The sequence below is a fragment of the Candidatus Baltobacteraceae bacterium genome (assembly GCA_035502855.1).
GTDB lineage: Bacteria > Vulcanimicrobiota > Vulcanimicrobiia > Vulcanimicrobiales > Vulcanimicrobiaceae > Aquilonibacter.
In genome coordinates this window covers 38726-63863 of the sequence record DATJTX010000001.1, presented here as the reverse complement: position 1 = coordinate 63863, position 25138 = coordinate 38726, and the positions used below count along the sequence as shown (strand labels likewise).

Annotated in this window: 23 protein-coding genes and 1 tRNA gene; 13 read left to right on the top strand and 11 right to left on the bottom strand. The window is 62.9% G+C overall.

Going from position 1 to position 25138, the window contains the following annotated elements; translation table 11 throughout:
* Positions 1-723, bottom strand: a 723-nt coding sequence (locus tag VMF11_00345; protein ID HTU68741.1) for a transposase, incomplete at its 3' end; no start/stop codon positions are given.
* 51 nt (positions 724-774) lie between these two features.
* Here VMF11_00345 and VMF11_00340 point away from each other — a divergent pair.
* The 4 genes from VMF11_00340 (at position 775) to VMF11_00325 (ending at position 2984) form a co-directional block, all read left to right on the top strand.
* A complete protein-coding gene (locus VMF11_00340) occupies positions 775-1323 on the top strand; it encodes an alpha/beta hydrolase (protein ID HTU68740.1) in 549 nt (182 codons plus the stop codon).
* Positions 1324-1590 (top strand): hypothetical protein, encoded by a 267-nt coding sequence (locus VMF11_00335; GenBank protein HTU68739.1) that lies wholly within the window; start codon positions 1324-1326, stop codon positions 1588-1590.
* Between the two features lie 66 nt (positions 1591-1656).
* Entirely contained in the window at positions 1657-2088 is a 432-nt protein-coding gene (locus tag VMF11_00330) for a DUF5069 domain-containing protein (protein HTU68738.1), read from the top strand.
* 5 nt (positions 2089-2093) lie between these two features.
* Positions 2094-2984 (top strand): cobalamin-binding protein, encoded by an 891-nt coding sequence (locus VMF11_00325; GenBank protein HTU68737.1) that lies wholly within the window; start codon positions 2094-2096, stop codon positions 2982-2984.
* Here VMF11_00325 and VMF11_00320 read toward each other — a convergent pair.
* The 5 genes from VMF11_00320 to serA are packed head-to-tail and all read right to left on the bottom strand — an operon-like array spanning position 2932 to position 7517.
* On the bottom strand, positions 2932-3630 hold the full coding sequence (locus tag VMF11_00320; protein HTU68736.1) for an adenosylcobinamide-GDP ribazoletransferase: 699 nt from the start codon (positions 3628-3630) through the stop codon (positions 2932-2934). The genes VMF11_00325 and VMF11_00320 overlap by 53 nt on opposite strands.
* Positions 3627-4679: a nicotinate-nucleotide--dimethylbenzimidazole phosphoribosyltransferase gene (cobT, locus tag VMF11_00315; GenBank protein HTU68735.1), complete on the bottom strand. Its 1053-nt coding sequence runs from the start codon at positions 4677-4679 to the stop codon at positions 3627-3629. Before cobT ends, VMF11_00320 begins: the two co-directional genes overlap by 4 nt.
* A 3-nt stretch (positions 4680-4682) precedes the next feature.
* Positions 4683-5261 (bottom strand): histidine phosphatase family protein, encoded by a 579-nt coding sequence (locus VMF11_00310; GenBank protein ID HTU68734.1) that lies wholly within the window; start codon positions 5259-5261, stop codon positions 4683-4685.
* 8 nt (positions 5262-5269) lie between these two features.
* Complete coding sequence (locus tag VMF11_00305) at positions 5270-5890, bottom strand: histidine phosphatase family protein (protein HTU68733.1); 621 nt, start codon at positions 5888-5890, stop codon at positions 5270-5272.
* Between the two features lie 28 nt (positions 5891-5918).
* Entirely contained in the window at positions 5919-7517 is a 1599-nt protein-coding gene (gene serA, locus VMF11_00300; GenBank protein ID HTU68732.1) for a phosphoglycerate dehydrogenase, read from the bottom strand.
* A 75-nt stretch (positions 7518-7592) separates the two neighbouring features.
* Between serA and VMF11_00295 the strand changes: the two genes are divergently transcribed.
* The 4 genes from VMF11_00295 (at position 7593) to VMF11_00280 (ending at position 10170) form a co-directional block, all read left to right on the top strand.
* Positions 7593-8459 carry an aldehyde dehydrogenase family protein gene (locus VMF11_00295; protein ID HTU68731.1) on the top strand — a complete coding sequence of 289 codons (867 nt, stop codon included), beginning with the start codon at positions 7593-7595 and terminating at the stop codon, positions 8457-8459.
* Positions 8460-8463: 4 nt separating this feature from the next.
* Positions 8464-9240, top strand: a complete 777-nt coding sequence (locus VMF11_00290) for an EAL domain-containing protein (GenBank protein HTU68730.1) — start codon at positions 8464-8466, stop codon at positions 9238-9240.
* Positions 9241-9290: 50 nt separating this feature from the next.
* The gene (locus tag VMF11_00285; protein ID HTU68729.1) at positions 9291-10013 is read left to right on the top strand and encodes a hypothetical protein; all 723 of its coding nucleotides are present in this window, start codon (positions 9291-9293) and stop codon (positions 10011-10013) included.
* Positions 10014-10082: 69 nt separating this feature from the next.
* Positions 10083-10170: transfer RNA gene (locus VMF11_00280), tRNA-Ser, on the top strand.
* 147 nt (positions 10171-10317) lie between these two features.
* On the opposite strand, the gene VMF11_00275 is transcribed toward VMF11_00280, so the two are convergent.
* A complete protein-coding gene (locus VMF11_00275; GenBank protein HTU68728.1) occupies positions 10318-10620 on the bottom strand; it encodes a hypothetical protein in 303 nt (100 codons plus the stop codon).
* Between the two features lie 53 nt (positions 10621-10673).
* On the opposite strand from VMF11_00275, the gene VMF11_00270 reads away from it, so the two are divergent.
* The gene (locus tag VMF11_00270) at positions 10674-11519 is read left to right on the top strand and encodes a hypothetical protein (GenBank protein HTU68727.1); all 846 of its coding nucleotides are present in this window, start codon (positions 10674-10676) and stop codon (positions 11517-11519) included.
* Here VMF11_00270 and VMF11_00265 read toward each other — a convergent pair.
* Both VMF11_00265 and VMF11_00260 read right to left on the bottom strand, forming a co-directional pair.
* On the bottom strand, positions 11516-12262 hold the full coding sequence (locus tag VMF11_00265; GenBank protein HTU68726.1) for a hypothetical protein: 747 nt from the start codon (positions 12260-12262) through the stop codon (positions 11516-11518). The two genes, VMF11_00270 and VMF11_00265, sit on opposite strands and share 4 nt — an antisense overlap.
* 7 nt (positions 12263-12269) lie before the next feature.
* Positions 12270-12755 carry a YqeG family HAD IIIA-type phosphatase gene (locus VMF11_00260; GenBank protein HTU68725.1) on the bottom strand — a complete coding sequence of 162 codons (486 nt, stop codon included), beginning with the start codon at positions 12753-12755 and terminating at the stop codon, positions 12270-12272.
* 285 nt (positions 12756-13040) lie between these two features.
* Between VMF11_00260 and VMF11_00255 the strand changes: the two genes are divergently transcribed.
* The 3 genes from VMF11_00255 (at position 13041) to VMF11_00245 (ending at position 22450) form a co-directional block, all read left to right on the top strand.
* Complete coding sequence (locus tag VMF11_00255; protein HTU68724.1) at positions 13041-21422, top strand: LAGLIDADG family homing endonuclease; 8382 nt, start codon at positions 13041-13043, stop codon at positions 21420-21422.
* An 87-nt stretch (positions 21423-21509) separates the two neighbouring features.
* Positions 21510-22091, top strand: coding sequence for a hypothetical protein (locus VMF11_00250; GenBank protein HTU68723.1), 582 nt, complete (start codon positions 21510-21512; stop codon positions 22089-22091).
* A 113-nt stretch (positions 22092-22204) separates the two neighbouring features.
* The gene (locus tag VMF11_00245) at positions 22205-22450 is read left to right on the top strand and encodes a YdeI/OmpD-associated family protein (GenBank protein ID HTU68722.1); all 246 of its coding nucleotides are present in this window, start codon (positions 22205-22207) and stop codon (positions 22448-22450) included.
* 293 nt (positions 22451-22743) lie between these two features.
* On the opposite strand, the gene VMF11_00240 is transcribed toward VMF11_00245, so the two are convergent.
* Both VMF11_00240 and VMF11_00235 read right to left on the bottom strand, forming a co-directional pair.
* A complete protein-coding gene (locus tag VMF11_00240) occupies positions 22744-23256 on the bottom strand; it encodes a GNAT family N-acetyltransferase (protein ID HTU68721.1) in 513 nt (170 codons plus the stop codon).
* Between the two features lie 41 nt (positions 23257-23297).
* Positions 23298-24338, bottom strand: coding sequence for a methionine synthase (locus tag VMF11_00235; GenBank protein ID HTU68720.1), 1041 nt, complete (start codon positions 24336-24338; stop codon positions 23298-23300).
* 39 nt (positions 24339-24377) lie between these two features.
* Here VMF11_00235 and VMF11_00230 point away from each other — a divergent pair, with 39 nt between their 5' ends.
* On the top strand, positions 24378-25121 hold the full coding sequence (locus VMF11_00230; protein HTU68719.1) for a dienelactone hydrolase family protein: 744 nt from the start codon (positions 24378-24380) through the stop codon (positions 25119-25121).
* Positions 25122-25138: the final 17 nt, after the last annotated feature.

Here is a 25138-nt window from a genome sequence, read left to right as displayed (position 1 = left end):
GTGCCGATTCAGAGCGCGGCCGCGTGAATCGCGCTGCGTGATTGCCTCGAGCGCGCGTTGATGATGAGCGATACGCTGCCGATTGCGCTCGGCGTGCGCGGGATTATCGTGTAATCGGCCTTCGCTGGTTGCCGCCAATACGTGAATGCCGCGGTCGACACCGACGATCCGCCGCAGATCGACCGGTCCTTGCACCTCGGCTCGTTCGCATTCGAAACAGGCGTACCAGCGGCCGTTACGTTCCAGGATCCATGCCCGCCCGAACGGTGGGACCGATCGGCCTTTACGCAGCCTCACGCGGCCGATGCCGGGGATCCTCACCGAGCGTTGCACCGCATCGAACGTGAGCGCGCGATTGCCGTGTGGAAATGCCAGCTGCTTCCAGCGGGCCGCCGGCTTGAAGCGCGGAAAGCCCGGGGTCTTGCCTCGCTCGATGCGTCGGAAGAACGCCTGCATCGCCAGGTCGAGGCGATGCAGTACGGCGTCTTCGCATTCCCGGTAGACTGCCGCAAGGCGGCCGTCAAGACGGTCAATCGGCTTGCGCAGTGCCGTGATTTCCGCGTACTGCATCCTGGCAGAAATCTTCACCTTACGCAGACGGTATGCGTCGCGACGCTCTTGGAGCAGCGCGTTGTACAGTTCGCGCGTGACGTCCAGCGCAAAGCGAAGGCGCTCCGCCTGACGGAACGTGGGATAAAGCCGCACGCGTTCGATGCGTTTCACGCTTCCTCAAGTCTAGCGACTATCAATGCCATACGCCTGGCAGTCACCGCGTTGCAGGTTCGGCCCGTTCGTGGCTTCACGGCTCCGCCTTACCACCACAACTCACTGAGCTCGTGCAGGCGGTTACACGCCGTCCTGGCGCTCCAATGGAATGCGCAGATCAACGCGCTCTCGTCGCGGTACGATCTCTACGTCGTCACGCTGCCGGGGTTCGCCGGAAGAGTGATGGTCGCGGGCGGGGATCTCGATGCACGCGCGATACGCGGACTGCATCTGCTTATCCGCGAGCGGCATCTGCGCCGTGCGATCCTGGTGGGCCACAGTTTGGGCGGGACGCTTGCCGTGCTCTACGCCGAAACCCATCCGCACGATCTCGGCGCGCTGATCAGCGTCGAAGGCGGCTACCCGGTCGCGCCCACTGTCGCGCTGCGCGCGCAGCGCGTCGCGGCGGCCACCGCGCCGTTCGAACACGTCACCCGCGCCGCACTCGGCACCGTGATGCGCGAGCGCCAGCTCCAGTACCTGATCACCAGGCCGGCCGACGTGGGCGCGGTCGAGCGGCTCGCCGCGCAAAGCGATCCGCGCGCCATCGTCGCATAGATGCGCGCCGCGCTCATGCTCGACCTCACGCCGAATCTCGCCGACATCGTCGTGCCGTTCACGGTGATCGTCCCGTACGATCCCGCGATCGATTCCTATCGCGGCTATCCGAACGAATCCGCCAAGCGTGCGGTCTACCAGCGCTGGGTCGCGCACACTCGCTTCGGCCGTGTCGTCATGATTGCGCCCTCACGGCATTTCGTGATGTTCGATCGCCCGAACGCCTTCGAAGCGACACTCACGGCGGTGCTTTCACGAGACCGTTGAGCCTCACCACGATCCGGCGCGCTGCTCTGCGAGGGTGCGGTCGAGCGCGGGCTGAAAGCTCGGCTCATGGACGCTCTCGATTTGACCAAGGCTCCGCCGCGGCCGCCGCGGACGAAATTGGCGGGGCTCGATCTGCTCATGGCGGCGCGCAGCGTCGATAAATTCCGCGCCACCCTTCCCGGCGGAAAACTCGGCGATTACGCGATAACCGGTTTCACCATGCGGATGCTCGAGACGCTCGGGCTCGGCGAAGAGGAATTCCGCGATGCCGTCGCCCGTGCCGCCAACGACATCGAGATCGCCGATTGGCTGCGCGAGGTCTGCAGCCCGAGCCAGTTCGCGGAGGTCAATCGAATCATCGCTGCGCGGCTGGTGCGCGACCGCATCGGCGATGCCGATTTTCGCAAGCGATATCCGCACGCGGTTTCGCTGCCGCTCGACATGCCCATCGTCGATATGCTGCCGATCGACGACGAACTCGTCTTCGCGAAGGGATGAGCCCGGTGCGCATCGTCAGCCTGCTGCCGAGCGCAACCGAGATTCTCTTCGATATCGGTGCCGGTCCGCAGGTCGTCGGCGTGACGCACGAGTGCGACTATCCCTCGGGCGCAACGACCCTGCCGAAACTGACCGCGTCCGCGCTGCCGCAGGCCGGCTCGCCGGCCGAGATCGACCGCCACGTGCGGCGCAGTTTGCACGAAGGCTCGAGTCTCTACCATCTCGACGCGGATTTGCTCGAACGGCTCGCGCCGGATCTGATCGTGACGCAGGAGCTCTGCGCGGTGTGCGCCGTCTCCTACGAGATCGTCGAACGCGCGGTGCGGCGCCTGCGCGGCGATCCGCGCCTGATCTCGCTCGAACCCTCGTCGCTCGACGACGTCTTCGCGACGATCGCGTATCTCGGCCCGCTTACCGGACATCGTGACGGTGCCGACGCGCTGGTAGATGCCCTTCGAACACGCGTCGATGCCTTGCGCGAGCGCACCGGTACGCGCGCGCCGCGTCCGCGCGTGCTCGTGCTCGAGTGGACCGATCCGCCGATGAGCGGCGGCCACTGGACGCCGGGACTGGTGGAGCTGGCCGGAGCGCAGCCCGTTCTCGGTAATCCGGGAGCGAATTCGCAGGTGCTGGAATGGACGGCGATTGCGCGCGAGGATCCCGATGCGATCGTGGTCGGCCCGTGCGGGTTCGATCTGGAACGCACGCGCGCGGCGATCGCGCAGCTCGATCGAAACGCGATCTGGCGGTCGCTGCGCGCCGTACGCGAGGACCGCGTGTATCCGATCGACGGCAACGCCTACCTCAATCGCCCGGGTCCGCGCCTGGTCGATACCGCCGAGATCATCGCAGCGCTACTAGATACGGAAACGAGAGCAGCAGCGCGACCTCGCTGACGACGATCGCAGCACCGTAGCAGTCGCCGGAAATGACGCCGCTCAACCGGCGCCGCGCGAAGAGTTCGACGACGAACGAGGTGGCCAGAGCAATGACGACGCCGATCAGTACGGCCGCCCGATGGTTGTGCAGCAGCACCAGCAGTGCGACCGCCAGCACCGCTCCGGGCAGCATTGCACCGATCGTGCGCGGGCCGACCGCGCTCCAGCGCGCGAAGAACCCGGTGAGGGCAAGCGTAACCGGCAGCATCGGCGCCGGGATTTGCGCCAGCGCGTACAGCCACACGACGCTGAGCATCGCCATCCCGACGATCGCGTAGGTGCCGTGACGGGGATCGTGCATGATCTCCAGCCGCCGCTCCGCCGAACGCATCGCGAACAACCCGTCGGCGCAATCGAGAAACCCGTCCAGGTGAATCGCCCCGCTCAGCGCAATCGTGAGCAGCCAGGCCGCGATCGCCGCGGCAATCGGCGAGTGGGTCAACTGCGCGGAGCCGTACCCGCCCAATCCGGCGAGCGCGCCGATGAGAAGACCGACAAACGGCAAGAATGCGATCGCATCGTCGTCCGCTGCGCCGTCGTACGACGGGCCGGGCAGGATCGAAAAATACGAAAACGCCGCGCCGAAGGCGCGCAACAGTCTCAAGCTTCGATCGGTTCGGTCGCTGTTGCAACGCCCGCTTGCGCGAAGGTTTTCATCTCGCGCACCATCCGCGCCGCCGCTTCGCACAGCGGCATCGCAAGTGCCGCACCGCTGCCTTCACCTAAACGCAGATCGAGATCGAGCAGCGGAACCAGACCGAGATGGCGCAGCGCGACCGCGTGCCCGAGTTCGCGCGAACGGTGCGCCGCGATGCAATAGCCGATTGCCTCGGGGGCGATCGCCTGCGCAAGCAGCGCAGCCGCCGCCACGATAAACCCGTCGAGCAGAACCGGGATCCGGCGCTGCGCCGCGGCCAGCAGCACGCCCGCCAGCCCGACGATCTCGAATCCGCCCACTTCGCTTGCGATCGTTCGCCACTGTTTCGAGCGCAGGCGCGCCAGCGCCGACGCGACGACGGCGATCTTGCGCCGCAGTCCCTCGTCATCGAGCCCGGTGCCGCGTCCCACGACGTCCTCGGGCGCAACGCCCGTGATCGCGCAAATGATCGCGGCCGCGCTGGTCGTGTTGCCGATGCCCATCTCGCCGAGCGCGACGATCTGCGGGTCGACGCGCGCAATCACGGTTTCCAACGCCCGCGCGCCGGCTTGCAGCGCGCGATCGACGTCGAGCGAATCCATTGCCGCTTCGCGCGCAAAATTGCGCGTGCCGCGCCCGATCGCGACGCCGAGCAACCGCTCGTGTTCGGGCAAATCGCCGGCGACGCCGAAATTCACGACGAACACCTCGGCTTTCGCAACCCGAGCAAAGGCATTGATCGCCGCGAAGCCGCCCAGGAAGGCGCCGATCATCTGCGGCGTCACCTCGCTCGGGTACGCGCTCACGCCTTCCGCGGTTACGCCGTGGTCGCCGGCGCCGACCAGAACCGCGCGGCGCTGGTAGACCGGCGGCTGATCGCCGTGAATCGCGGCGAGCCGCTCGGCGAGTTCCTCGATGCGTCCGAGGCTGCCGATCGGCTTGGTGAGTTGATCGATACGCTCGCGCGCGGCCCGAGCCGCGTTGCCGTCAAGCGGGGGAATCGATATGGTCGACATCGTTCAGGTGATTATCCGCCAGCGCCCCTCTTCCATCGTCAGGCGCGTGATGCCGGCGGGCGCGAAAGAAATTCCCAGCGGATCGACACCCTGCGGCCGCAACACCTCGATCGCGGCGTGCAGCGTGCCCGCGTGCATCACGATCAGCACATAGGCGCGCGGCCCAACGCCCGGCAGCATCTCGTCAAAGAAGAAACGCACGCGTTCGACCACCTGATCGAAGCGCTCGCCGCCGGTCGGCGCGTAGAGCCGTGCCTGGGTTGGAGCACGCTCGCCGAGTTCCGGCTCGCGCGCGACGATCTGCGCCCACGTCAGCCCTTCCCACGCGCCGAAATCGAATTCGCGCAGCCGTGCATCGGTCGCCACGCGGAGCCCGTGCGGCGCCGCGATCGCGCGCGCCGTTTCCAGTGCGCGCACGAGGTCGCTCGCGTACACATGCGTGAACGGCATATTGCGCAGTGCATCGGCCAGCGCGCTCGCTTGTCCGCGTCCCCTGGCCGAGAGCGGCACGTCGGTATGTCCTTGAAAACGGTGCGATGCGTTCCATTCGGTCTGGCCGTGGCGCACGAGAATCAGTTCCATGAGGTTACTTACAGCGCTTGCGTCGCAGTGTCCACGGCGAGACCACGTAAATGCTCGTCGGCGCATTCCTCGAGCAGCTCCCACGAGCCGCCGCCGCGAAAGGCGGCGTAACCGCCGTTGAGCACACGCGGCTCCCATAACCGCGCGAGCGGTCGATGCATCGCGGTGAGAATCGCCACGCGAACCAGCACGTCGTGGGTGACGATCGCGACGTTGTCCGCGCGTCCGAGCCGCGCGACGAACGCGAGCCAGCGGCGCTCCACGTCGGCAAGAGTCTCGCCGCCCTCGAAGCGCGCGCGTTCGGGATGTTCGCGCCACGTCCGCAATGCCTCGGGATCCTCGCGAACGATGTCGGCCCGCAGCCGTCCCTCCCACGCGCCGTGCGCGATCTCGATCAGATCGCGATCCTGCTCGAGCGAAAGGCCGAGTCTCTCGGTCAGAGGCCGTGCCGTATCGACGCAGCGAGCGAGCGGGCTTGCAATGATACGCGTGATTTCGGAATCCGCGAGCGCGTCCGCGAGTGCGCGCGCTTGTGCGATCCCAACTTCCGTCAGATGCGACTCACGCTGGCCTTGATAGCGCCCCTCGCGATTCCAATCGGACTCACCGTGCCGCGCAATGTAGATCATTCCTTATGATCCTGAGCTTGTCGAAGGATCACAGACGAACGAGGCGCACCGACGCCATGCCTTCGACCTGCGCGATTCGTTCGAGCACTGCCCGATCGATTTCGCGGTCGACTTCCAGTACCATCATCGCGCCGCCGCCGCGCGTGGTGCGCGCCACCTGCATGGTGGAAATATTCACGTTCTCCTCGCCTAAAATCGTACCGATGCGGCCGACCATGCCCGGTACGTCGCGATGATGCGTGACCAGCATCGTTCCGTCGGCCACCGCGTCGATCTCGAATCCGTCGATCTCGACGATGCGCGGGCCGTGCGGCAATACGGTGCCCACGATGCGGTGATCGCCGGCCGCCACGACCAACGCGGCCCGGAACGGCGATGCGTCCGGTTCGCGCGATATCACCGTGCTTACGCCGATCTCGCGCGCGATTGCCGCAGCGTTGACCAGCGTGACGCGCCGGTCGGTTATGAGCGGCAGCGCACCGGCCAACAGCGCACCGGCAAAGGGTTCGGCCTCCACCGATTCGAGTTCGCCTTGCAAGACTAGCGCGATTTCGTGTCGCAGCGGATCGTCGAAGAGCTGCGGCACGGCTGCGCCCAGCCGGTGCGCGAGATCGACGAAGGCGCTCGCGCGTTCCGCGTCGGCCCCGTGGAGAATCGGGGCGTTGACCGCGCCGCTGGCCGGACGGCCCCCTAGCACGCGCACGACGTCGACGGCGAGTTCGAGCGCGATCCGCTCGAGAGCTTCGTAGGTCGATCCGCCCAGATGCGGCGTCGCGACCACGCGGTCGTGGGTAAGCAAACGCGCCGAAGCGGAGTCCGGCGGCGGCGGTTCTTGCGGAACTACGTCGATCGCAACCGCGCGTAACCGCCCACGCTCGAGCGCTTCGAGCAATGCATCGGCGTCGATCACGCCGCCCCGGGCACAGTTCACCAGCACGGCGTCGTCGCGCATGCGCGAAAGCGCGCGCCGGTCGATCATGCCGCGCGTCTGCGCGGTCAGTGGAACGTGCAACGTGATCACCTGCGAGCGTTCGAGGAGATCGTCGAGCGCGCACAGCTCCACGTTCAACGCGCGGGCGCGCGATGCGGTGAGATACGGATCGTGCGCGACTACGCGCATCCCGAATGCCGCGGCACGCGAAGCGACGTTGCTGCCGATGCGGCCGAGCCCGATGATACCGAGCATCTTACCGTGCAGCTCATGCCCCACGAAGGGTTTGCGTTCCCAGCGCCCCGCGTGGACGCCCGCGTGTGCCTGCGGCACGTGACGCATCGCGGCGAGCAAGAGCGCGAAGGTGTGTTCGGTCGCGGCGAGCGTGTTCGCGCTTGGCGTATTGACCACGACGATGCCGGCGGCGGTGGCGGCCTCCACGTCGATCGCATCGACGCCCACGCCCGCGCGCGCGACGACCTCGAGGCGCGGCGCCGAATCGAGCAACGCCGCATCGACGCGTGTTTCCGAGCGCACGATCAGCCCGCGCGCTTCGTGAAGCGCTTCAAAGAGGGCCTCACGCGGTCTGCCGACGAGGGAAATTACCTCCGCGCCGGCCTCGCGCAAGACTGCAAGACCGCGTTCGTCAAACGGTTCGGCGACGACGACGCGTCCAAGGGAACTGGGGGAGACCATGGGCCGCAGCTTCGCCCGAGGGCTCGCCCTCCCTTGCGTCGTACCCGGTCCTTCGCAATGTCCAAGAACGGCGACGTGCGGCTCTCTGTCCGCAAAATGTACAAACTCTACATCAATGGCGCGTTTGTACGCTCGGAATCCGGCCGCAGCGATCCGTTGTGGGACGGAAAAGAATTTGGTGCGAACATTGCGCGCGCATCGCGCAAGGACGCGCGCGACGCGGTCGTTGCCGCGCGCGCTGCGCAGCCGGGGTGGTGGAAAACCGCGCCGAGTACGCGCGGACTGGTTCTCTATCGCTTGGCCGAGATGATGGAAGCGCGCCGCGACGAGCTGACCGAGCGCGTGCGGGAAGGCGCGGAGTGCTCGGAAGCCGAGGCCGAACGCGAAGTCACCGCGGCGATCGACCGTACCGTGTGGTACGCCGGTTGGTGCGATAAGTACGCAGCTCTGCTCTCGACGCGCAACCCGGTCGCCGGCCCGCATTTCAATTTCTCGACCGCGGAACCGATGGGCGTGGTGGTCGTGTGCGCACCGGACCGTCCCGCTCTGCTGGGTCTGATCTCGGTGCTGCTGCCGCCGGTCGTCGCCGGCAACGCGGTCGTCGCTCTCGCCTCGGAATTCGATCCGCGCACGGCGGTCGTCTTCGCCGAGGCACTTGCGACCAGCGATCTTCCGGCGGGCGTGGTCAACGTGCTTACCGGCTATCGGAACGAGATCGCCCCGGTCATGGCCAAGCACATGGACGTGAACGCGATCGTCGTGCCGCGCGGCGATCCGCAGCTGCGCGACACGGTCGAACGGGAATCGGCGGAAAACGTGAAACGCGTACGGCTCTATCCGATGCGTTCGCGCGACGAATGGTTTGCCTCGAGCGCCCAGAGTCTGGGCGACATCGGCGACTTCTGCGAAATCAAGACGATCTGGCATCCCGCGGGGGTCTGAGCCGGTGAGCTACCGACTCCCGATGCACCAGCGCCTCTCCAACGCGCTGAGCTATGGGGAGTTCCAGATCTTCTACCAACCGGTTGTTCGCTTGGCTGACGGGGCGATCCATGGGATGGAAGCGCTGTGCCGGTGGCCGCAGCGCGACGCGACCTTTGCATCGCCCGAAACCTTCATCACGCAGGCCGAAACCTCGGGATTCATCGTGCAGCTCGGCGAGTGGGTGATGCGCACCGCGATCGATCAAGTCAGCCGCTGGCAGGGCGAACACGCGCGCGATCTTCACTTGGCCGTGAATCTCTCGGGCCGCCAATTTCTCCATCACAACTTGGCCAAGAGCATTGAGGAAGCGGTACGCAGCGCGCACTTGCGTCACAACACACTCGAGTTCGAAATCACCGAAAGCGTTGCCATGCACAACGCCGAGGATTCGATCGGGATCATGCGTCAACTCAAAGGGCTCGGTCTTGCGCTTGCGCTCGACGATTTTGGGACGGGGTACTCCTCGCTCTCCTACCTCAAGCGCTTTCCGATCGACAAGCTCAAAATCGACAAGTCGTTCGTGCGCGACATCCCCGACGATACCAACGACGTCGCGATCGTTTCCGCGATCATCGCGATGGCGCACGCGCTCGGCCTCTCGGTTCAGGCGGAGGGCGTCGAGACCCAGGACCAGGCGGACTTCCTCGCCGACTGCGGATGTGAGTTCGCTCAAGGCTTCTTGTTCGGGCGCGCGCTGCCCGCCGGTGAATTCACAGCCCTCTTGGCAGGCGGGCGCTAAAAAGAGCCATAATTTAACGGTCGACTGCTACTTTCTCGGGGGGTTTATCTATGTCTGTTCGTGCCTCTCGCGCGTTCGGAGCGCTGATTGCCCTGACGGCCCTCGTGTACGCCTGCTCAGGCGGCTCCGGCCAGTCACCGACCCCGTCGCTCGGCTCCGGCAGCGACCCCGGCCAATTGACGAACTTCCGCGCCGCGACCAGCGCGGAGAAGGGCGAGGTCCGCCCATCGCTTTCGGTCGGCAGCCGTGTTCCCGCAACCGACTCGCGCGGCAAGCCCGGTTACTACACGCTCGTCACATCGCTGACTACCAACGACAAGCTTGATTTCAGCGAATGGACGAGCCGCTGCGATCCCGATATCTTTCGCGCGCCGTGGTACGTCTCGCTCCGGAATCTCTCGCTGACGGTTCCCACCACGACGCTTGCGGTGTGCTCGTCGAGTTCCGCGACCGCCACGCCCAGCCCGACACCGACGCCGACTGTCACGCCGGAACCGGTTTCGAGTTCCTTCAGCGTCACGCGCGCGTCTTCGTCGCAGGCGGCCGGCCTGTACATCGTCAAAATCGATATCGGCTTCTTAGACCTGAGCGTGGACACACTCAGCGGCCCGGCGACGACGGCGAACGGCGAGTGGACATTCTATCCCGACGAATCCACGACAAACTTCCAGTTCGGACATTTCTACGCGTTCTTCGTGGCACAGTGGAACGCGGGCAGCGCGCCGACGGCATCGCCATCGCCGACGCCTACGCCGACCTCAGCCTCGTTCTAAGAAACACCAGGACTCTGGTTCGGCCGATGCCAATCGACGAGAGGCTCCGAAAGGAGCCTCTCGCTTTACGGAGGGGTGGTCGAGCGGTTGAAGGCACTCGCTTGGAAAGCGAGCAGACGTGATAAGCGTCTCGAGGGTTCGAATCCCTCCCCCTCCGCGGGCTTTATCCGCCAAAGCTGAAGCTTTGTCGTTTAAAGCCGTCGTGGCTGCGCTCGCCCCCTGGGCTCGCTTCGCTCACGCTGTGACGTTCGATGCACCCCCGCACGGGCTTAATAGTAAGGCTGAAGCTTTGTCGTCTGCGTTACTAATTGCGGTCGAGTAATCGCCATTCGCCGGCGATTTTTATCCAGCGGTCGATCGTGTTCGTGCTGTGGCCATGGATGCCGACATACTCGGCATAGACCTCGAGGCGGTTGCCGTGCAGAACGATCTTGCGCACCAAGACAGTGAGCGGATCGTATTCGAACGTCGCGAGCTTCATGCGCGCGCGATCTTTGAAGTGCGGAGCGAGCACGCTTGCCTCTTGCGTCGGATCGTGCGTGACGGCGTTGCCGAGCTGCGCGTAGCGCTGCGCGATCGTCGACTGAACTTCCATCGGAACGGGCATGCGGAAACCTCCGAGGCTTGCGCAAAGGCGCAGCGCGGCGTAGCGTTCGTGGTATGGCCCGCATACTGCTACAGACCACGATTCCCTACGCCGCGGACGATTGGCACGTCGGCCGCTTCTCGCTCCTGCGCGATGAGCTGGCGCGCGCCGGCCATGCGGTCACCGCCCGCAATCGCGAGCCCGACGCCGGCAGCGACGATCCGGTGCTTTCGACGCTCGCGCGCGCCTCGTTCGATCAACTCTGGTTGATGGGCGTCGACACGGGCGACGGCCTGAGCGACAACGACGTCGCCGGCATCATCGCATTTCGCGATGCCGGCGGCGGCGTGTTGACCGCGCGCGATCATGCCGACCTGGGCGCCTCGATCCGCAAACTCGGTCTGCTCGGGGTGGTCAATCACTTTCACAACTTCAACCCCGAGGAAGAGCCGGCGCGCCGCGCGCAGGACGATCAGGACGACCCCGACATTCCGTGGCCCAACTATCACTCGGGATCGAACGGCAATTATCAGCGCGTCGAACTGATCGAACCGGTGCACGAGATCTTTCGCTCCGATCGCGCACCGAACGGCGCGATCGAATTCTTCCCCGCGCATCCGCACGAAGGGGCGGTCGGCGCACCGGCGAGCGAGTCGCGGGCGCGGGTCGTCGCGCGCGGGCGCAGCACGCAGAGCGGGCGCTCGTTCAACATCGCGGTCGTCATCGATGGTGAGCCGGGCCGCGCGGTCGCGGAATCCACGTTCCATCATTTCTGCGATCTGAACTGGGACGTCGATCGCGGTTGCCCATCGTTCGTCACCGACAAACCGGGCGATGAGATGAAGCGCGATCCGCAGCGGCTCGAAACCTTCAAAGAGTACGTGCGCAACATCGCACGCTGGCTCACACCGGCGGCTTAGCTGCCCTCGGGCGCGACACCCTCCACGTGCGCAAGCCAAAAATCGAATGACGCGCGCGCCTGTTCTTCCAGCATCGCGTCACCGGTCACGATTTCGCGTTCGAGCTGATGGTGCAACGTCGAGCGTCCTCCGTAATTTGCGTCCATCAGGATGTCGGCGCGCATCAGCGCATCCAGCATGTCGGGCTCGAAGCGGACTTTCGGCGGCAAGGTGCTGATGATGATTTCCGGCGGGTTTTCACTGGGCCAGGGCTGCGCATCGTAGCGTTCGCAGGCCGCCTGTACTTTCTCTTGGTTGCGTCCCCAGACGAACATATACGCGTCGTTTTCCGAGAAATGGCCGAGGATCGCCCGAGCGGTCGGGCCGTAGCCGAGAACGCCGACGCGCTTGAGCGCGACGGGCTCTTCCAGCAGCACTTCGAGCGCGCTGCGCGCGCCGATGCCGTCGGTATTGTGCCCGATGATCTGCGGCCCGAAAAACAGCGTGTTCACCGCCTGCGCGCGCTGCGCTTCTTCGGTCAGCACGTCGCACGCGTGCAGCGCTTCTTCTTTGAGCGGCGTGGTGACGTTGGCGCCGGTGTAGCCGTCCATCCGCATGCGCCGAATCACCGCGACCGCGTTGACCGCGGGCACCCGGATGGCGACGTAACTCCCGTCCTCGATCTCGGCTTCGCGCAGAAGGTGCCGATGGATCTCGGGGCTGCGGCTGTGCGCGACGGGATCGCCGATGACCGCGAGTTTCATGCTTTCCTCACTCGGTCGGACGATCGGGCAACATCAAGCGCTCGAAAAACCGGAAGATCTTCGTGATCGGAAAATCCTTGCGCTCGATCGGCTCGGTAAGAATGGTGTAGAGCCCGCAGAGTTTGCCCGAGAGCACGTCGGTGAAGAGCTGATCGCCGACGACGGCGATCTGCTTGCGCGGAAGGCTGAGCATGCGAACGGCCCGCATCACCCCGAACGGCAGCGGTTTGAGCGCGTTCGGAATACACGGGATCTTCAGCTGCTCCGCGATCGACGTCACGCGCACGGTAAAATTGTTGGAGACCATCACCATCGCGAAGCCGCGCAGCCGCGCTTGCTCGACCCAAGCGACGTGATCGGCCTCGAGTTCGGTCTGGCGGAAGCCCATCAGGGTGTTGTCGAGGTCGATGATCAGACCGCGAAAGCCGTGCTCGTAGAGGGTGTCCACGCTGACCCCGGCCAGGCGCGAGACGTAGCGGTCCGGACCGAACATTTGCGCTGCGTTCCGACGGCTTATCCCCGGTATCCTCGGAAGGCTCCACAGCCTCTCCTCGCGGCGCGAGGGCCATCCCCGCTTTCTCCGCAGCTTTTTGCCGTTCTCCACACGGCAACCACAAGGAAGACAACCGGCCCGACCCCAATATCTTGTGCCAATGCGGGTATTGTGACACAATAGGTGTCCCGACAGCCCTCCGACGCACCCGATACGAACAGGTGTTCGCATAGCTAGCCGCGAAGTCTTCTCATTCCCCCAAAACGAGCAAGGAGCAGCTCTTCCATGAAGTTTCGCCGCCTCTATTCCACCCTCGGCGACCCCTACGCGGGCCTCGAATTCGAACCGCGTACCTCACGCATCGTCAACCCCGACGGCTCGGTGATTTTCGAAGCCAAGGACGTCATGGTCCCGACCGGCTGGAGCCAGGTCGCGGTCGACGTCCTGGCCCAGAAATATTGCCGCAAGGCCGGCGTCCCGAGCTCGACGGTGCGCGTGCCCGAAGAGGGCGTGCCGGAGTGGCTGTGGCGCTCGGAGGCGGCCTCGGATGCCACGTTCGGGGCGGAACGCGACTCGCGCCAGGTCTTCAACCGGCTCGCCGGCTGCTGGACCTATTGGGGCTGGAAGTACAACTATTTCGATTCCGAGGACGACGCGCGCGTCTATTACGACGAAATGTCGGCGATGCTCGCGCGTCAAGTCGGCGCGGCGAATAGTCCGCAGTGGTTCAACACCGGCTTGCATTGGGCGTACGGCATTTCGGGCCCGGCGCAAGGGCATTACTACGTCGATCCGCACAGCGGCGAAGCGGTCAAATCGACCTCGGCATTCGAAAGGCCGCAAGTTTCCGCGTGCTTACCGCATCACGCGCTTGTTTCCACGCCGGATGGACCAATTTCGATCGGTGATATTGTCGATGCTAAGCTGATCGGTCAATGGGTCTACGACGAGCATGGTCTCACTCAGGTCGTTGCCGTTATGCCGAACGGAACCAAACCGGTCGTGCGCGTCAACCTTTCCAACGGCAATTTCATCGAGGCTACCGCCGATCACCGCGTTCGTGTGAGAACATCTAAGTCGCGAACGGCTGCATGGAAGCGAATCGACGAGTTGCAACCCGGCGATCGCCTCATCGAGAGAACGAATACTGCTATTCTCAAGCGTTCAGCTTCACTAGCTGACATTGCCGAGGCTTCACTTGCCGGCTGGGTCCAGGGCGACGGCTTCGTCGGGAAGTATCGCACGGGAACGAACAAGAGCCTGACCCTTGAAGCTCTGGCCGTAAACGGTGACGAGCGCGCCCATGTGAGCGCCATTTCAGAAATCGCGCTCGCCGGCTTACATTACAACGAGTCGACGCGCCCAACGCCGATCGGGGGCGTGCAAGTGACACGCCGCCGTTATTATGGCGAAGTGCTCCGCTCATTCGTCGAGCAGTATGAACTCGAAAAACGAAGCGAAGAACTCCGCGTACCGAAGGCAATTATGCGCCTCGGCCGGGACGCCGTTTGTGAATACCTGCGCTCCCTTTTCCAAGCCGACGGGTGTGTAACGAGCCAGGGTAAAGTTGAATTTGGCACGGTCTCTCGAGAATTCGCAGATGACGTTTCTGCACTTCTGCGCAATCTCGGGATCGGCAACATCGTACGGACGTATGGCCCATACGATGACGTGCGGAGGCCGTTTACCAAAGTACAGATCGCACGCGAATGCGATCGCTTGCGGTTTAGCGAGCACGTTGGCTTCGTCGACGACGAAAAATCGCACAAGTTGATGCAAACGTTTCTGCGGCCCGGAAAGTACTCACGCAGGGAACGCTTGCTCAGTGTGTTGTCGGTAACGCCGGTTGGCGTCATGCCCGTCTACGATATACAAACGACTAGCGGCAGTTTCCTGACGCGCAACGTCGTCGTCCATAACTGTTTTATCCTCTCCATTGAAGACGATCTGGTCAACGAAGGCGGCATTTTCGACGGATTGATTCGCGAAGCGCGCATCTTCAAAGGAGGCTCGGGTTCCGGTGCCAACTTCTCCAAGCTTCGCGCCGAAGGCGAAAAGCTCACCGGCGGCGGCACGTCGAGCGGCTTGATGTCGTTCCTCAAGGTCTTCGATCGCGCCGCGGGTGCGATCAAATCCGGCGGCACCACGCGCCGCGCCGCCAAGATGGTCGTGCTCAACGCCGATCATCCCGACATCGAACAGTTCGTGACATGGAAGGTTCGCGAGGAGCGCAAGGTCGCGGATCTGGTGATCGGATCGCGCATTCTACAAGAGCAACTCAACGCAGTCATGGCTGCCGCGCACGACACACGCATTCCGGAAAGTTCGCGCCTCGACGTCGCGTTCAACCCGCATCTGCGTGAAGCGCTGCGCAAAGCACTCGCGATGGGCGTGCCCAGCGGCGCGACGCAGCAGGCGTTGGATTACGCGCGTCAGGGCTACAAGAGCTTGGAGATCGAGCAGTACGACACCGGTTGGGATTCCGAGGCATATAACACGGTCTCCGGTCAGAATTCGAACAACTCGGTTCGCTTGACGAACGCGTTCTTCGATACGCTCGATAAAAACGAGGATTGGGCGCTGACCTCGCGCACCAACGGCAACACGGTCAAGACGATCAAAGCCGCGGATCTGTGGGAACAAATCGGTCTTGCCGCCTGGCAATGCGCCGATCCCGGATTGCAATTCGACGACACGATTCAGGAGTGGCACACGTGTTCGAACGACGAGCGCATCAACGCAACGAACCCGTGCGTCACCGGCGACACGCTGATTGCCACGGCCGATGGCCCTCAGCGCATAGCCGAGCTCGTCGGTAAGGCTGCGTTTGTCATTGGCTCCGATGGCAAGCCGCACTTTGTTAACAAGATCTTCTCGACTGGCCACAAACCCGTCTACCGGCTTGTGACAAAGGCGGGCTATACGCTGGACCTGACCGCCGACCACAAGGTCCTCACTGAGAACCGTGGCGATGTCGCGGCTTCCCAACTGCGGGAAGGTGATCGAATTCTTCTATCCGGTTCTGGCTTCGGTAGCGAGCCATTGGATGAAAAGATCGCCGTCGGCATTGGCGTAGCTGTCGGCGATGGCTGTGTGACCAATGGCGACAGCAATAGCCTCATCCTAACCATGCACGACGACGAAAGGCCAGTGCTTCAAGATATCGCAGATGGCATTAACATATTAAAGGCCGCGATGCTCGACGACGGTCGCAGCCGACGAGCCACAATGGTCACCGCGCCTCAGTCCGCATCGGGAACACGAATCTCGATTGGGAACAAGCGCGTCATCGAACTCTTCTCTCGCTTCGCCGTACTAAATCACGGGAGCGCCAAGAAGCGGTTTACCGACGCTGTCTACCGTCTCGATAAAAATTCGACAGCGGCACTACTGCGCGGCCTCTTTACTGCCGACGGAACAGTCGCGAATTATGGTGAGAAGTCGCAATATATCTCGCTCGACTCTTGTTCGTTGGAGCTTTTGCAGCAAGTTCAATATATGCTGCTTTCCTTCGGAATCAAAGCAAAGCTCTACACGGATCGCCGCACGTCTTCTTCTTCCATGTGTCCGGATGGGAAAGGCGGTCTTTCGAAGTACGACGTCGTCCAGATGCACTCACTTCGCATTTCCCGCACGTCCCGTCTTGCCTTCGAACGCGAGATAGGTTTCCACGTTGGCTCGCATAAAGCTTCGGCATTGAGGCGTCTAAACAATTCCGTTACGTGTTATCGCGATCATTTAGCCGACAAGTTCGAAAGATTGACCCCTATCGGCCGAGCTGATGTATACGATTTAACCGAGCACGACACTGAGCACTTCGTTGGTAACGGTTTGCGAATACATAATTGTTCGGAATACGTATTCATAGATGACAGTGCCTGTAACTTGGCATCCTTGAATCTCGTGAAGTTCGAGGACGAACGCGGAAGCTTTGATGCAAAGCGTTTTGCCGAAGCAGCGCGCGTCTGGACGACCACGCTGGAAATTTCCGTCGCAATGGGACAAATGCCGTCCAAGACGATTGCCGCGAAGAACCACAAGTATCGTACGCTCGGCCTTGGCTATGCCAACCTCGGCACGCTGCTCATGCGCATGGGTCTACCTTATGATTCCGAGGAAGCATTTGGCTGGTGCGCGGCGATCAATGCGCTGATGACCGGTTCGGCCTATCGTACGTCGGCCGAAATGGCGCAGCAGCTTGGCGCGTTCGAACGCTACGAAGCTAATCGCGAGCCAATGCTCCGCGTGATCCGCAATCATCGTAACGCAGCCTACGATGCCAATCTCGGAGAGTACGAAGGGCTCAGCATCAAACCCGTCACCTATGCCCCGACGCTGTTCACGCAAGAGACGTGGGCACTCGCGCGCAAGATGTGGGATGACGCGCTCGCTATCGGCGAAGTCTCGGGTTTCCGCAATGCTCAGACGGTCGTGATCGCGCCCACGGGTTGTCTCACCGGCGATTCGATGGTTATTACCGATCGCGGCCTGATGCGGCTCAATCGCCTTGGCAATGGAGATGGCGCGAAGTGGCAAGACGTCGATTTCCGCGTTCTAACCGACGACGGCGAGCAGAAGGCAACAAAATTCTTCGTCAACGGTGTCGAGCATACGCGGCGCATTGTCACCAAGAGCGGCTACGTTATTCAGGGTACGCCGACGCACCGGATCAAGGTCGTTGATCCGGCAAGCGGCGATCTCCAGTGGAAGCGCATGGCCGACGTTGCGCCGGACGATGTCGTCGCGCTTTCCATGGGCAAGCTCATCGGGACGCCGAAGACCGTCGCGCTACCGGACATCAGCGAGGAATACTGGACCGGCGATTACACCACGCGCGTACCGCGCACGATGGATGCTGATCTCGCAGAGCTCGTCGGCTACTTCATGGGCGATGGGTCCTTCCACAGCAAGGGCCTGCGTTTCTGCGTCGCAAACGCCGACACGGACGTTGCCGAACGGCTCTGCAAACTCGCGAAATCTCTCTTCAATCTCGATGCCGTATGTACAAAGAAGACCGGCTACACCGAGGTCGCGATCAATTCGGTACCATTGACCCTCTGGTGGGAGGCCTGTGGTTTCAAGAAGCTACCACCAACCGAAGGCCACAGCGGGAAGGGATACGTGCCGCGGATCCCCGATGCATTGCTTGCGACGAACGATCCGGTGATCTACGGTGCGTTCGTGCGCGGCCTTTACGAAGCCGACGGCACCGTAACGAGCGGGGTACCGTGTTGGACGACCGCATGCCGTGAATTCTCGGGCGAAGTGAAGACTCTACTCCTGCTTCTGGGCATCCCGACGACGACGACAACCAATATCTCCGGCTGGGGCCAGTCAGAGACCTATTGTACGCGGGTACGGAACGTTTCATACAACAAAGTCTTTGTGAGTGTGGCGGGCTTCATCGGCGCACGCAAAGCAACGGCGGTGGCGCACAACGATTCGTGGCAGGGTCGTAAGAAGGATAACGTCTACATCGGCGAGACCGCGTTCCGCGAGCTCGTCTCGACGGGCAGCGTCTCGAAGGCCGTTCTCTACAACTCCAACAGACGCTACCGCGGCGCGATTTCGCGCCACCTTGCGACGCAGATCGTTGCCCGGACCGGTAACGAGGAACTAGCATGCTCGCTTGACTTCTACTACGACCATGTTACGAGCAACGAAGACGGCGGCGAGCAATTGACGTACGATCTCTCCGTGCCTGCGAACGTCACGTACATCGCAAACGGCTTCATTTCGCACAACACCATCGGGCTGGTCATGGATTGCGATACGACCGGTATCGAGCCCGACTTTGCGTTGGTGAAGTTCAAAAAGCTCGCCGGCGGCGGCTATTTCAAGATCGTCAATCAATCCGTCGATGCGGCGTTGCATCGCCTCGGCTATTCGCAAGAGCAGATCGAAGAGATCGAAGCTTACGCCAAGGGTACCGGCACGCTCTTCGAGGCGCCGCACGTCAACCGCGCAACGCTCAAAGCCAAGGGTTTCGACGACGAGGCGATCGCGCGCATCGAGGCGGCGCTTCCAGGCGCGTTTGAGCTGCCGTTCGTCTTCAACAAATTCGTCCTCGGCGAGGAATTCTGCAAGGACAAGCTCGGGCTGAGCGACGAGCAGCTCAACGACTGGAACTTCTCGCTCCTGCGCGACGGCCTCGGTTTTACGACGCAACAGATCGAAGAAGCCTCGGCACATATCTGCGGACGTATGACGTTGGAAGGCGCACCGCACCTCAAGGACGAGCATTTGCCGGTCTTCGATTGCGCTACGCCCTGCGGCAAGTACGGCACGCGGTACATCCGCCCCCTCGCCCATGTCGACATGATGGCGGCCGCGCAGCCGTTCGTTTCCGGCGCAATTTCGAAGTGCGTCGTGGGTGAGACACTGTTGACAACCGAAAATGGGCTCGTTCGCATCGAATCTCTGCACCAGGGTGAACGTGATGACTCATTCCGTTTGCACGAAATGCGCGTCGCCTCGCTCAACGGTTCTCGCAATACCGACGCATTCTACTTCGGCGGCAAGCGCCAGGTCCGCGAGATTCGCCTGCGCTCGGGCCACCGCGTGGTCGGAACCCCGAATCACCGTGTTTTGACGTGCGGCGATCAAGGGTTAGCATGGCGTTACCTCTCGGACATCCAACCGGGCGAGTACGTTGCCACGCAATATGGCGATGACCTTTGGTCGAGCGAGGCTGCCCGGTTCGACGACTTTATCGCGTCTCCGAGCTACGGCTCACAAAAGAACGTAAGCGTTCCTGAGCAGATGACATCGGATCTCGCGTTCTTCCTAGGCGCCTACGCGGCTGAGGGACATACCTCGCGTTCCAACTACACCGTCAACATAACGAATTCGGTGGAAACGGTGCTCCTTCGCGTGCAGGACGCTGCGCGATCGGCATTTGGGATTGAAGGAAAGATTCTTCACCCGGCCGATCGTTGCTCGAGCATCGTCTTCGCCTCGAAGACACTCGTCGAGTTTCTGGAATATCTTGGATGTGGCTCGCGCGCACGCGCGAAGCGGATCCCGGATGCAGTTCTGCGGTCACCGCGCGAACACGTACTGGCGTTTCTCACCGGCCTTTTCCTCGACGCCTACGTTACGACAGAAGGATTGAGCAAGTGGGCGCTTTGTCTCGACTCGCCTGCACTGCTCGACGATCTTCAAGCCGTCCTCACCAACCTTGGCATCGTTCACAGCCGCATCGAGAAGCTCAACCGGCAGAACGGAAAGACGTACGGTGAGGTCCATGCAGCGGGCCGTCAGGCGCAAAAGCTGCTCGCCATGGTTCAGTTCCCGGAGCCCGCGAAACTCGCTCGCACCTGGTCGATCCTTACCGATAGCTTCGCGCAGAGCGCGGCAGACGTTGTTCCTGGTGTCAGCGGCCGCGCGCTGTACGATTTGCTGCCGCGCGGTACCTCCGGCCGGAGCGGAGCAGGTACGGGAGGCGTACGCAGCCGTTACACCAACCTGCTTGATTCGCGTACAAAACATGTCTCCTGGGAAACGCTACAGCGCCTCTCCAAGGAGATTGAACTTCCCGAGTGGCTGGACGAGATTGTGAACCGGAATCTTCACTTCAGCCCGGTCGAATGCGTCGCCGACGCCGGCGAGCGCCTCGTCTACGACATTTCCGTGCCCGTAACCCACGCCTTTGTCGGCAATGGCATTGTGAACCATAACACGATTAATTTTCCGTCCACTGCAACAATCGCCGATATCAAAGAGGCGTACCGGTATAGCTGGGAGCGCATGATCAAGGCGGTCGCGCTCTACCGCGACGGCTCGAAGCTCTCGCAGCCGTTAGCCGCAAGTTTCGATTTCGGCGGCGATGCATCGATTGGCGAAGAAGTTCCACAGGCGCAGCCGTTCCAGCAGCCGCTGCAAGTGGCCGAGAAGATCGTCTACCGCTATATCGCAAAGCGCCGCAGCATGCCGGCGCGCCGCAGCGGTTACACGCAGAAAGCGGTGATCGGGGGACACAAAGTCTACCTGCGCACCGGCGAGTACGACAACGGGCAGCTCGGTGAGATCTTCATCGACATGCATAAGGAAGGCGCCGCGTTCCGATCGCTGATGAACAACTTCGCGATCGCGGTGAGCCTAGGTCTGCAGCACGGCGTGCCGCTCGAGGAATACGTGGAGGCCTTCACCTTCACGCGCTTCGAGCCCAATGGTCCGGTGGTCGGTCATCAGAACATCAAGATGGCGACCTCGCTACTCGACTACATCTTCCGCGAGCTGGCGGTGAGTTATCTCGGGCGTTACGATCTCGCCCACGTGCAGCCGTCGATGGAGATGGATGCGATGGACGTGGGCGGATCCGGCGAGGAGTACATCGCCGAAGAAGCCGGTCCGACGCGCGTGCGCCCGGCCGGCGTCGCCGAGAAATTCCACCCCGTCTCGACACATCTGCGCCCCGGCAAGGACGAGGGCGATCACGGCGACCCCGGCGGCGGCATGCACGCGCCGGCGATGCACGATACACCGAAGCCGTTGCCGCACGCTGCCACGTCAACCGCGGTCATGTCGAAAGTCGAAGCGGTCAATGCTTCCAAGGCGAAAGGCTACACGGGGAACGCCTGCGGCGAATGCGGGCAACTCACCATGGTCCGCAACGGCGCCTGCGAGAAGTGCGACAACTGCGGAGCGACGAGCGGATGTAGCTAAACCGGTGCAGCAGGTGTGGTGACAGAACTCACGCGACATCCTTCCCCCGTGCCAGGTCCGCAAGGCCTTGCATGGGACGGTACGACTATGTGGGTGACGAGCGCCGCAGATGGCCACTTGTATGCGATCGATCCTCAGATGTGGACGGTCCAGCGCGAGTTCGTTTCGCCGTCCGCGTCATTGGGCATCACATTTACCGGCTCCGATTTCCGGTTGATCCTGGCGCCGGCGATCGACGAACCGGACCTCGAGCGCGATCACCGCTACGTCTATGCATTTTCGCCTGACGCCGGATTTGCCGAGTGTTTCGTTTGTCCGGATAACTCAGGCTCGTTCCTGGCCTATGGAAACGGAAGCTTGTATCTCTCGCAGGCCTGGGATAAGAAACTCATCGAACTCGACAAACACGGCGCCGCCGTGCGCGAAGTGCAATTGGAGCGCCGCCCGGTCGGCATGACGATCGTCGACGGCGCCTTCTACCTCGCGACCGTCGACGACGAGTGGGGCGACGGACGCTTCGAGCGACTCGGCATCGGCGATGATGCGTCATCGATACAAGCGCTTCGCTCGTTTCCCTTCAAACCGCGCAGCGTTGTATTCGATGGAGCGCGGTTCTGGGTCGCCGATCGCAATAACCACGCGATCGTGTCGTTTGCGCCAAGTACCTGACCTAGCGGGCGTGGGTGCACGTCATCAGCGGCAGCATACGCGCCGGGCAGCGAATGCCGCCACCACACGACCGGAAAGTACCCAGCGCCCTACGAACTAGGGCCCTGATGGCCATGGCAAAGCAGCGGGGCGGCCCGGTTCACAACCTGCCCGCCGACTTCCGCAAAGCAATCGAGTCCGACGCGATCGCGAAGGAAGTGTGGGCCGACATCACGCCGCTGGCCCGCAACGAGTGGATCTGCTGGGTTACGTCCGCGAAGAAAGACGAAACCAGGCAAAAGCGCATAACCGTCGGGCTCGACAAGATGCGCAAGGGCATGCGCCGTCCGTGCTGCTGGCCCGGCTGCCCTCACCGCTAGGGAAACCTGCGCACTCGCGCTGGAACGGACGGGCGACGTGAAATACCTCCGGCATCAGTCCGGGTGCAGCCCAGAGTTCAACGAGAGCGAAAGCAGACATTGAAAGAGCCGAAAGAGATTTGGAACGCGTTCGCAACGATCTGAACGATGCAACAGCATCGCTCGAGCGAAATTGGCGCGGGCAATCCGCGAAGCGACGCAAAGGGCACTCGAACGAACGGATCGGTTAGAATTCGACATGCGACAGGCCCTGGAAGAAATCAACAAGGCAGTGAAATAATCTGGATGGATGGTTACATGCATTTCTCCATTCGCACCACTTCGATTGCTCGTCCGACGCCCAGCTGCACATCGAACGTTTCACGCCGCGCGTATCCCCGAGCCTCGTAAAACTTCACACCGGTGAGCGTTGCAGCCATCTCGAGCCGTCGAAAACCCTCGGCAAGCGCGGCGCGCTCGCAAGCGTCAAGAATGAGCGTCCCAATGCCGCGCCGCGCCCATGACGGATGCACGAAGAACGCTCGGATCTTTGCGGCCTCGCGCACCGGATCGAGCAGCAACTCGTCGTGTCCATGCCACTGATCGCCGCCGAAGAGCGTCTTGCGCCGGCTCCAACCGCCGCAACCCACGATGTTCCGCTGCCGCGTCTCGTCCGCCGGAATCTCGGCTACGAAATACGTGCCGTCAGCGATCAGCGTGGTGTCGACGCCATACACTTCGACGATAGCCGCTTCGATCTGAGCGGCGGAATAATCTCCCGCCTGCAATCCTCGGACGGACGTCTCGATCAGGCGCTGCAGCTCCACGGCATCTGCTTGTCGTGCCGGACGAATCTGCGCGCGCGGCGTCATCCTCGCGCGGGAGCCGAAACGTAGCGCGCTCGCATCGAACGCGCTCCTTCGCCCAGGGCGCGCAGCTTTGCGTAGGCGACGTCACGTGACATCGGGGCCATGCCGCAGTTCGTAGTCGGGCTGATGGCTTCCGCCGGCAGATATTCGAGTGCCGTTTCCATCGTTCGCACGACGTCTTCCGGCGTCTCGATCTCGTCGGAAGCGACGTCGATGCAGCCGACCGCGACCGACTTCGCCTTCAGATGCGCAAGCACGTGCGGCGGGACGCGCGAACCCGCGAGCTCGATCGCGACCTGGTCGACGTTGCTGCGCGCCAGCATCGGAAGCACGATGTCGTACTGATCCCACTTCGCCCCGAGCGAACGCTTCCAGTCGTTGTTCGCCTGAATCCCGTAGCCGTAGCAGACGTGGACCGCCGTCTTGCACGATACGTCGCGAACGGCGGCATTGAGCGCGTCGATGCCCCACTCGTCGACCTCTTCGAAATACACGTTGAAGGCGGGTTCGTCGAGCTGAACGACGTCGACGCCGAGCGCGCACAGATCGAGGATCTCGTCGTGGATCACCTCGGCGAAGGCGAACGCGAGATCGCGCCGCGAGCCGTAGAAGCTGTCGTACAGCGTATCCACGATCGTCATCGGCCCGGGAATCGTGATCTTCAGCGAACGATCGGTCACGCTGCGAGCGAAGCCCACCTCCATCGCGTGCACGCTCGCCGGGCGGCGAATCGGGGCGACGACGCTCGGGCAATCGGCTTCATAGCGATCGGCGCGGATACCGCGCCGCACCTTCTTCGAAAAGTCGACACCTTCCAGACCGGCGACGAAGCCATGCACGAAGTGGTCGCGGGACTGTTCGCCGTCGGTCACCACGTCGATCCCCGCGCGCGCCTGCTCGAAGAGCGCGATCCGTGTTGCGTCGCGCATCGCTTCGGCGAGCGCGTCTCCGCTCTGGCGCCACTGCGGCCAGAGGCGTTCGGTTTCGGCGAGCCAGGATGGCTTCGGGAGGCTGCCGGCAATCGTGGTCGGGAAAAGCATAACGCGGGAATTTCGACTCGCCACCGGCAAACGACTCCCATGATCGAACGCCAAGTCGAGATCGTCACGTCCGCGGGGCGCATGGACACGTTCGTCACGCACCCCGAACGCGACGGGCCCTTTCCGGTCATCTTCTTTTACATGGATGCGCCCGGCATTCGCGAGGAGTTGCGCGACATGGCTCGCCGCCTCGCGAGCGTCGGCTACGTGGTCGTGCTCCCGAACCTCTACTATCGCGCCGGGACCGGAACGACGCTGGATCAATCCACCGTGCGCGACGAAGGAGGACCCGAGCGCGAGCGGATGTGGCAACTCATGTACAGCCTCACCAACGCGCTCGTCATGGACGACACGCGAGCGCTCTTCGATTTTATCGATGAGCAACCGTACGCGCGCACGGCCCGCATCGGCTGCGTCGGCTACTGCATGAGCGGCCAATTCGTTTTTACGGCCGCGGCGGAGTTCCCCGATCGCATCGCCGCGATGGCCTCACTCTACGGCGTGGGGCTCGTGACCGACCGGCCCGATAGCCCGCACCTGCGTGCGGATCGCATCGCGGCCGAAATGTACTTCGGCTGTGCCGAGGTCGACAGCTACGCGCCGCCCGAGGTCGTCGTCGAACTCGAACGCACGCTGGCGGCAACGAGCGCGGTTTTCGAGGTCGAACGCTATCCGGGAACCGAGCACGGTTTCGCGTTTCCCAAACGACCGGTGTACGATAAAGCCGCCGCGGAACGGCACTGGGAACGGCTATTCTCGCTCTTTCGTCGCTGCCTCGATTAGCCGAAGGCCCTCGGAAC

Bases quoted from the DNA above. Each gene is read 5' to 3' on its own strand.
- VMF11_00285 (HTU68729.1), top strand. From the start codon at position 9,291: ATGTCTGTTCGTGCCTCTCGCGCGTTCGGAGCGCTGATTGCCCTGACG.
- VMF11_00250 (HTU68723.1), top strand. From the start codon at position 21,510: ATGTGGGTGACGAGCGCCGCAGATGGCCACTTGTATGCGATCGATCCT.
- VMF11_00270 (HTU68727.1), top strand. From the start codon at position 10,674: ATGGCCCGCATACTGCTACAGACCACGATTCCCTACGCCGCGGACGAT.
- VMF11_00335 (HTU68739.1), top strand. From the start codon at position 1,324: ATGCGCGCCGCGCTCATGCTCGACCTCACGCCGAATCTCGCCGACATC.
- VMF11_00305 (HTU68733.1), bottom strand. From the start codon at position 5,890: ATGATCTACATTGCGCGGCACGGTGAGTCCGATTGGAATCGCGAGGGG.
- VMF11_00255 (HTU68724.1), top strand. From the start codon at position 13,041: ATGAAGTTTCGCCGCCTCTATTCCACCCTCGGCGACCCCTACGCGGGC.
- VMF11_00310 (HTU68734.1), bottom strand. From the start codon at position 5,261: ATGGAACTGATTCTCGTGCGCCACGGCCAGACCGAATGGAACGCATCG.
- VMF11_00265 (HTU68726.1), bottom strand. From the start codon at position 12,262: ATGAAACTCGCGGTCATCGGCGATCCCGTCGCGCACAGCCGCAGCCCC.
- VMF11_00230 (HTU68719.1), top strand. From the start codon at position 24,378: ATGATCGAACGCCAAGTCGAGATCGTCACGTCCGCGGGGCGCATGGAC.
- cobT (HTU68735.1), bottom strand. From the start codon at position 4,679: ATGTCGACCATATCGATTCCCCCGCTTGACGGCAACGCGGCTCGGGCC.
- VMF11_00330 (HTU68738.1), top strand. From the start codon at position 1,657: ATGGACGCTCTCGATTTGACCAAGGCTCCGCCGCGGCCGCCGCGGACG.
- VMF11_00245 (HTU68722.1), top strand. From the start codon at position 22,205: ATGGCAAAGCAGCGGGGCGGCCCGGTTCACAACCTGCCCGCCGACTTC.
- VMF11_00275 (HTU68728.1), bottom strand. From the start codon at position 10,620: ATGCCCGTTCCGATGGAAGTTCAGTCGACGATCGCGCAGCGCTACGCG.
- VMF11_00235 (HTU68720.1), bottom strand. From the start codon at position 24,338: ATGCTTTTCCCGACCACGATTGCCGGCAGCCTCCCGAAGCCATCCTGG.
- VMF11_00260 (HTU68725.1), bottom strand. From the start codon at position 12,755: ATGTTCGGTCCGGACCGCTACGTCTCGCGCCTGGCCGGGGTCAGCGTG.
- serA (HTU68732.1), bottom strand. From the start codon at position 7,517: ATGGTCTCCCCCAGTTCCCTTGGACGCGTCGTCGTCGCCGAACCGTTT.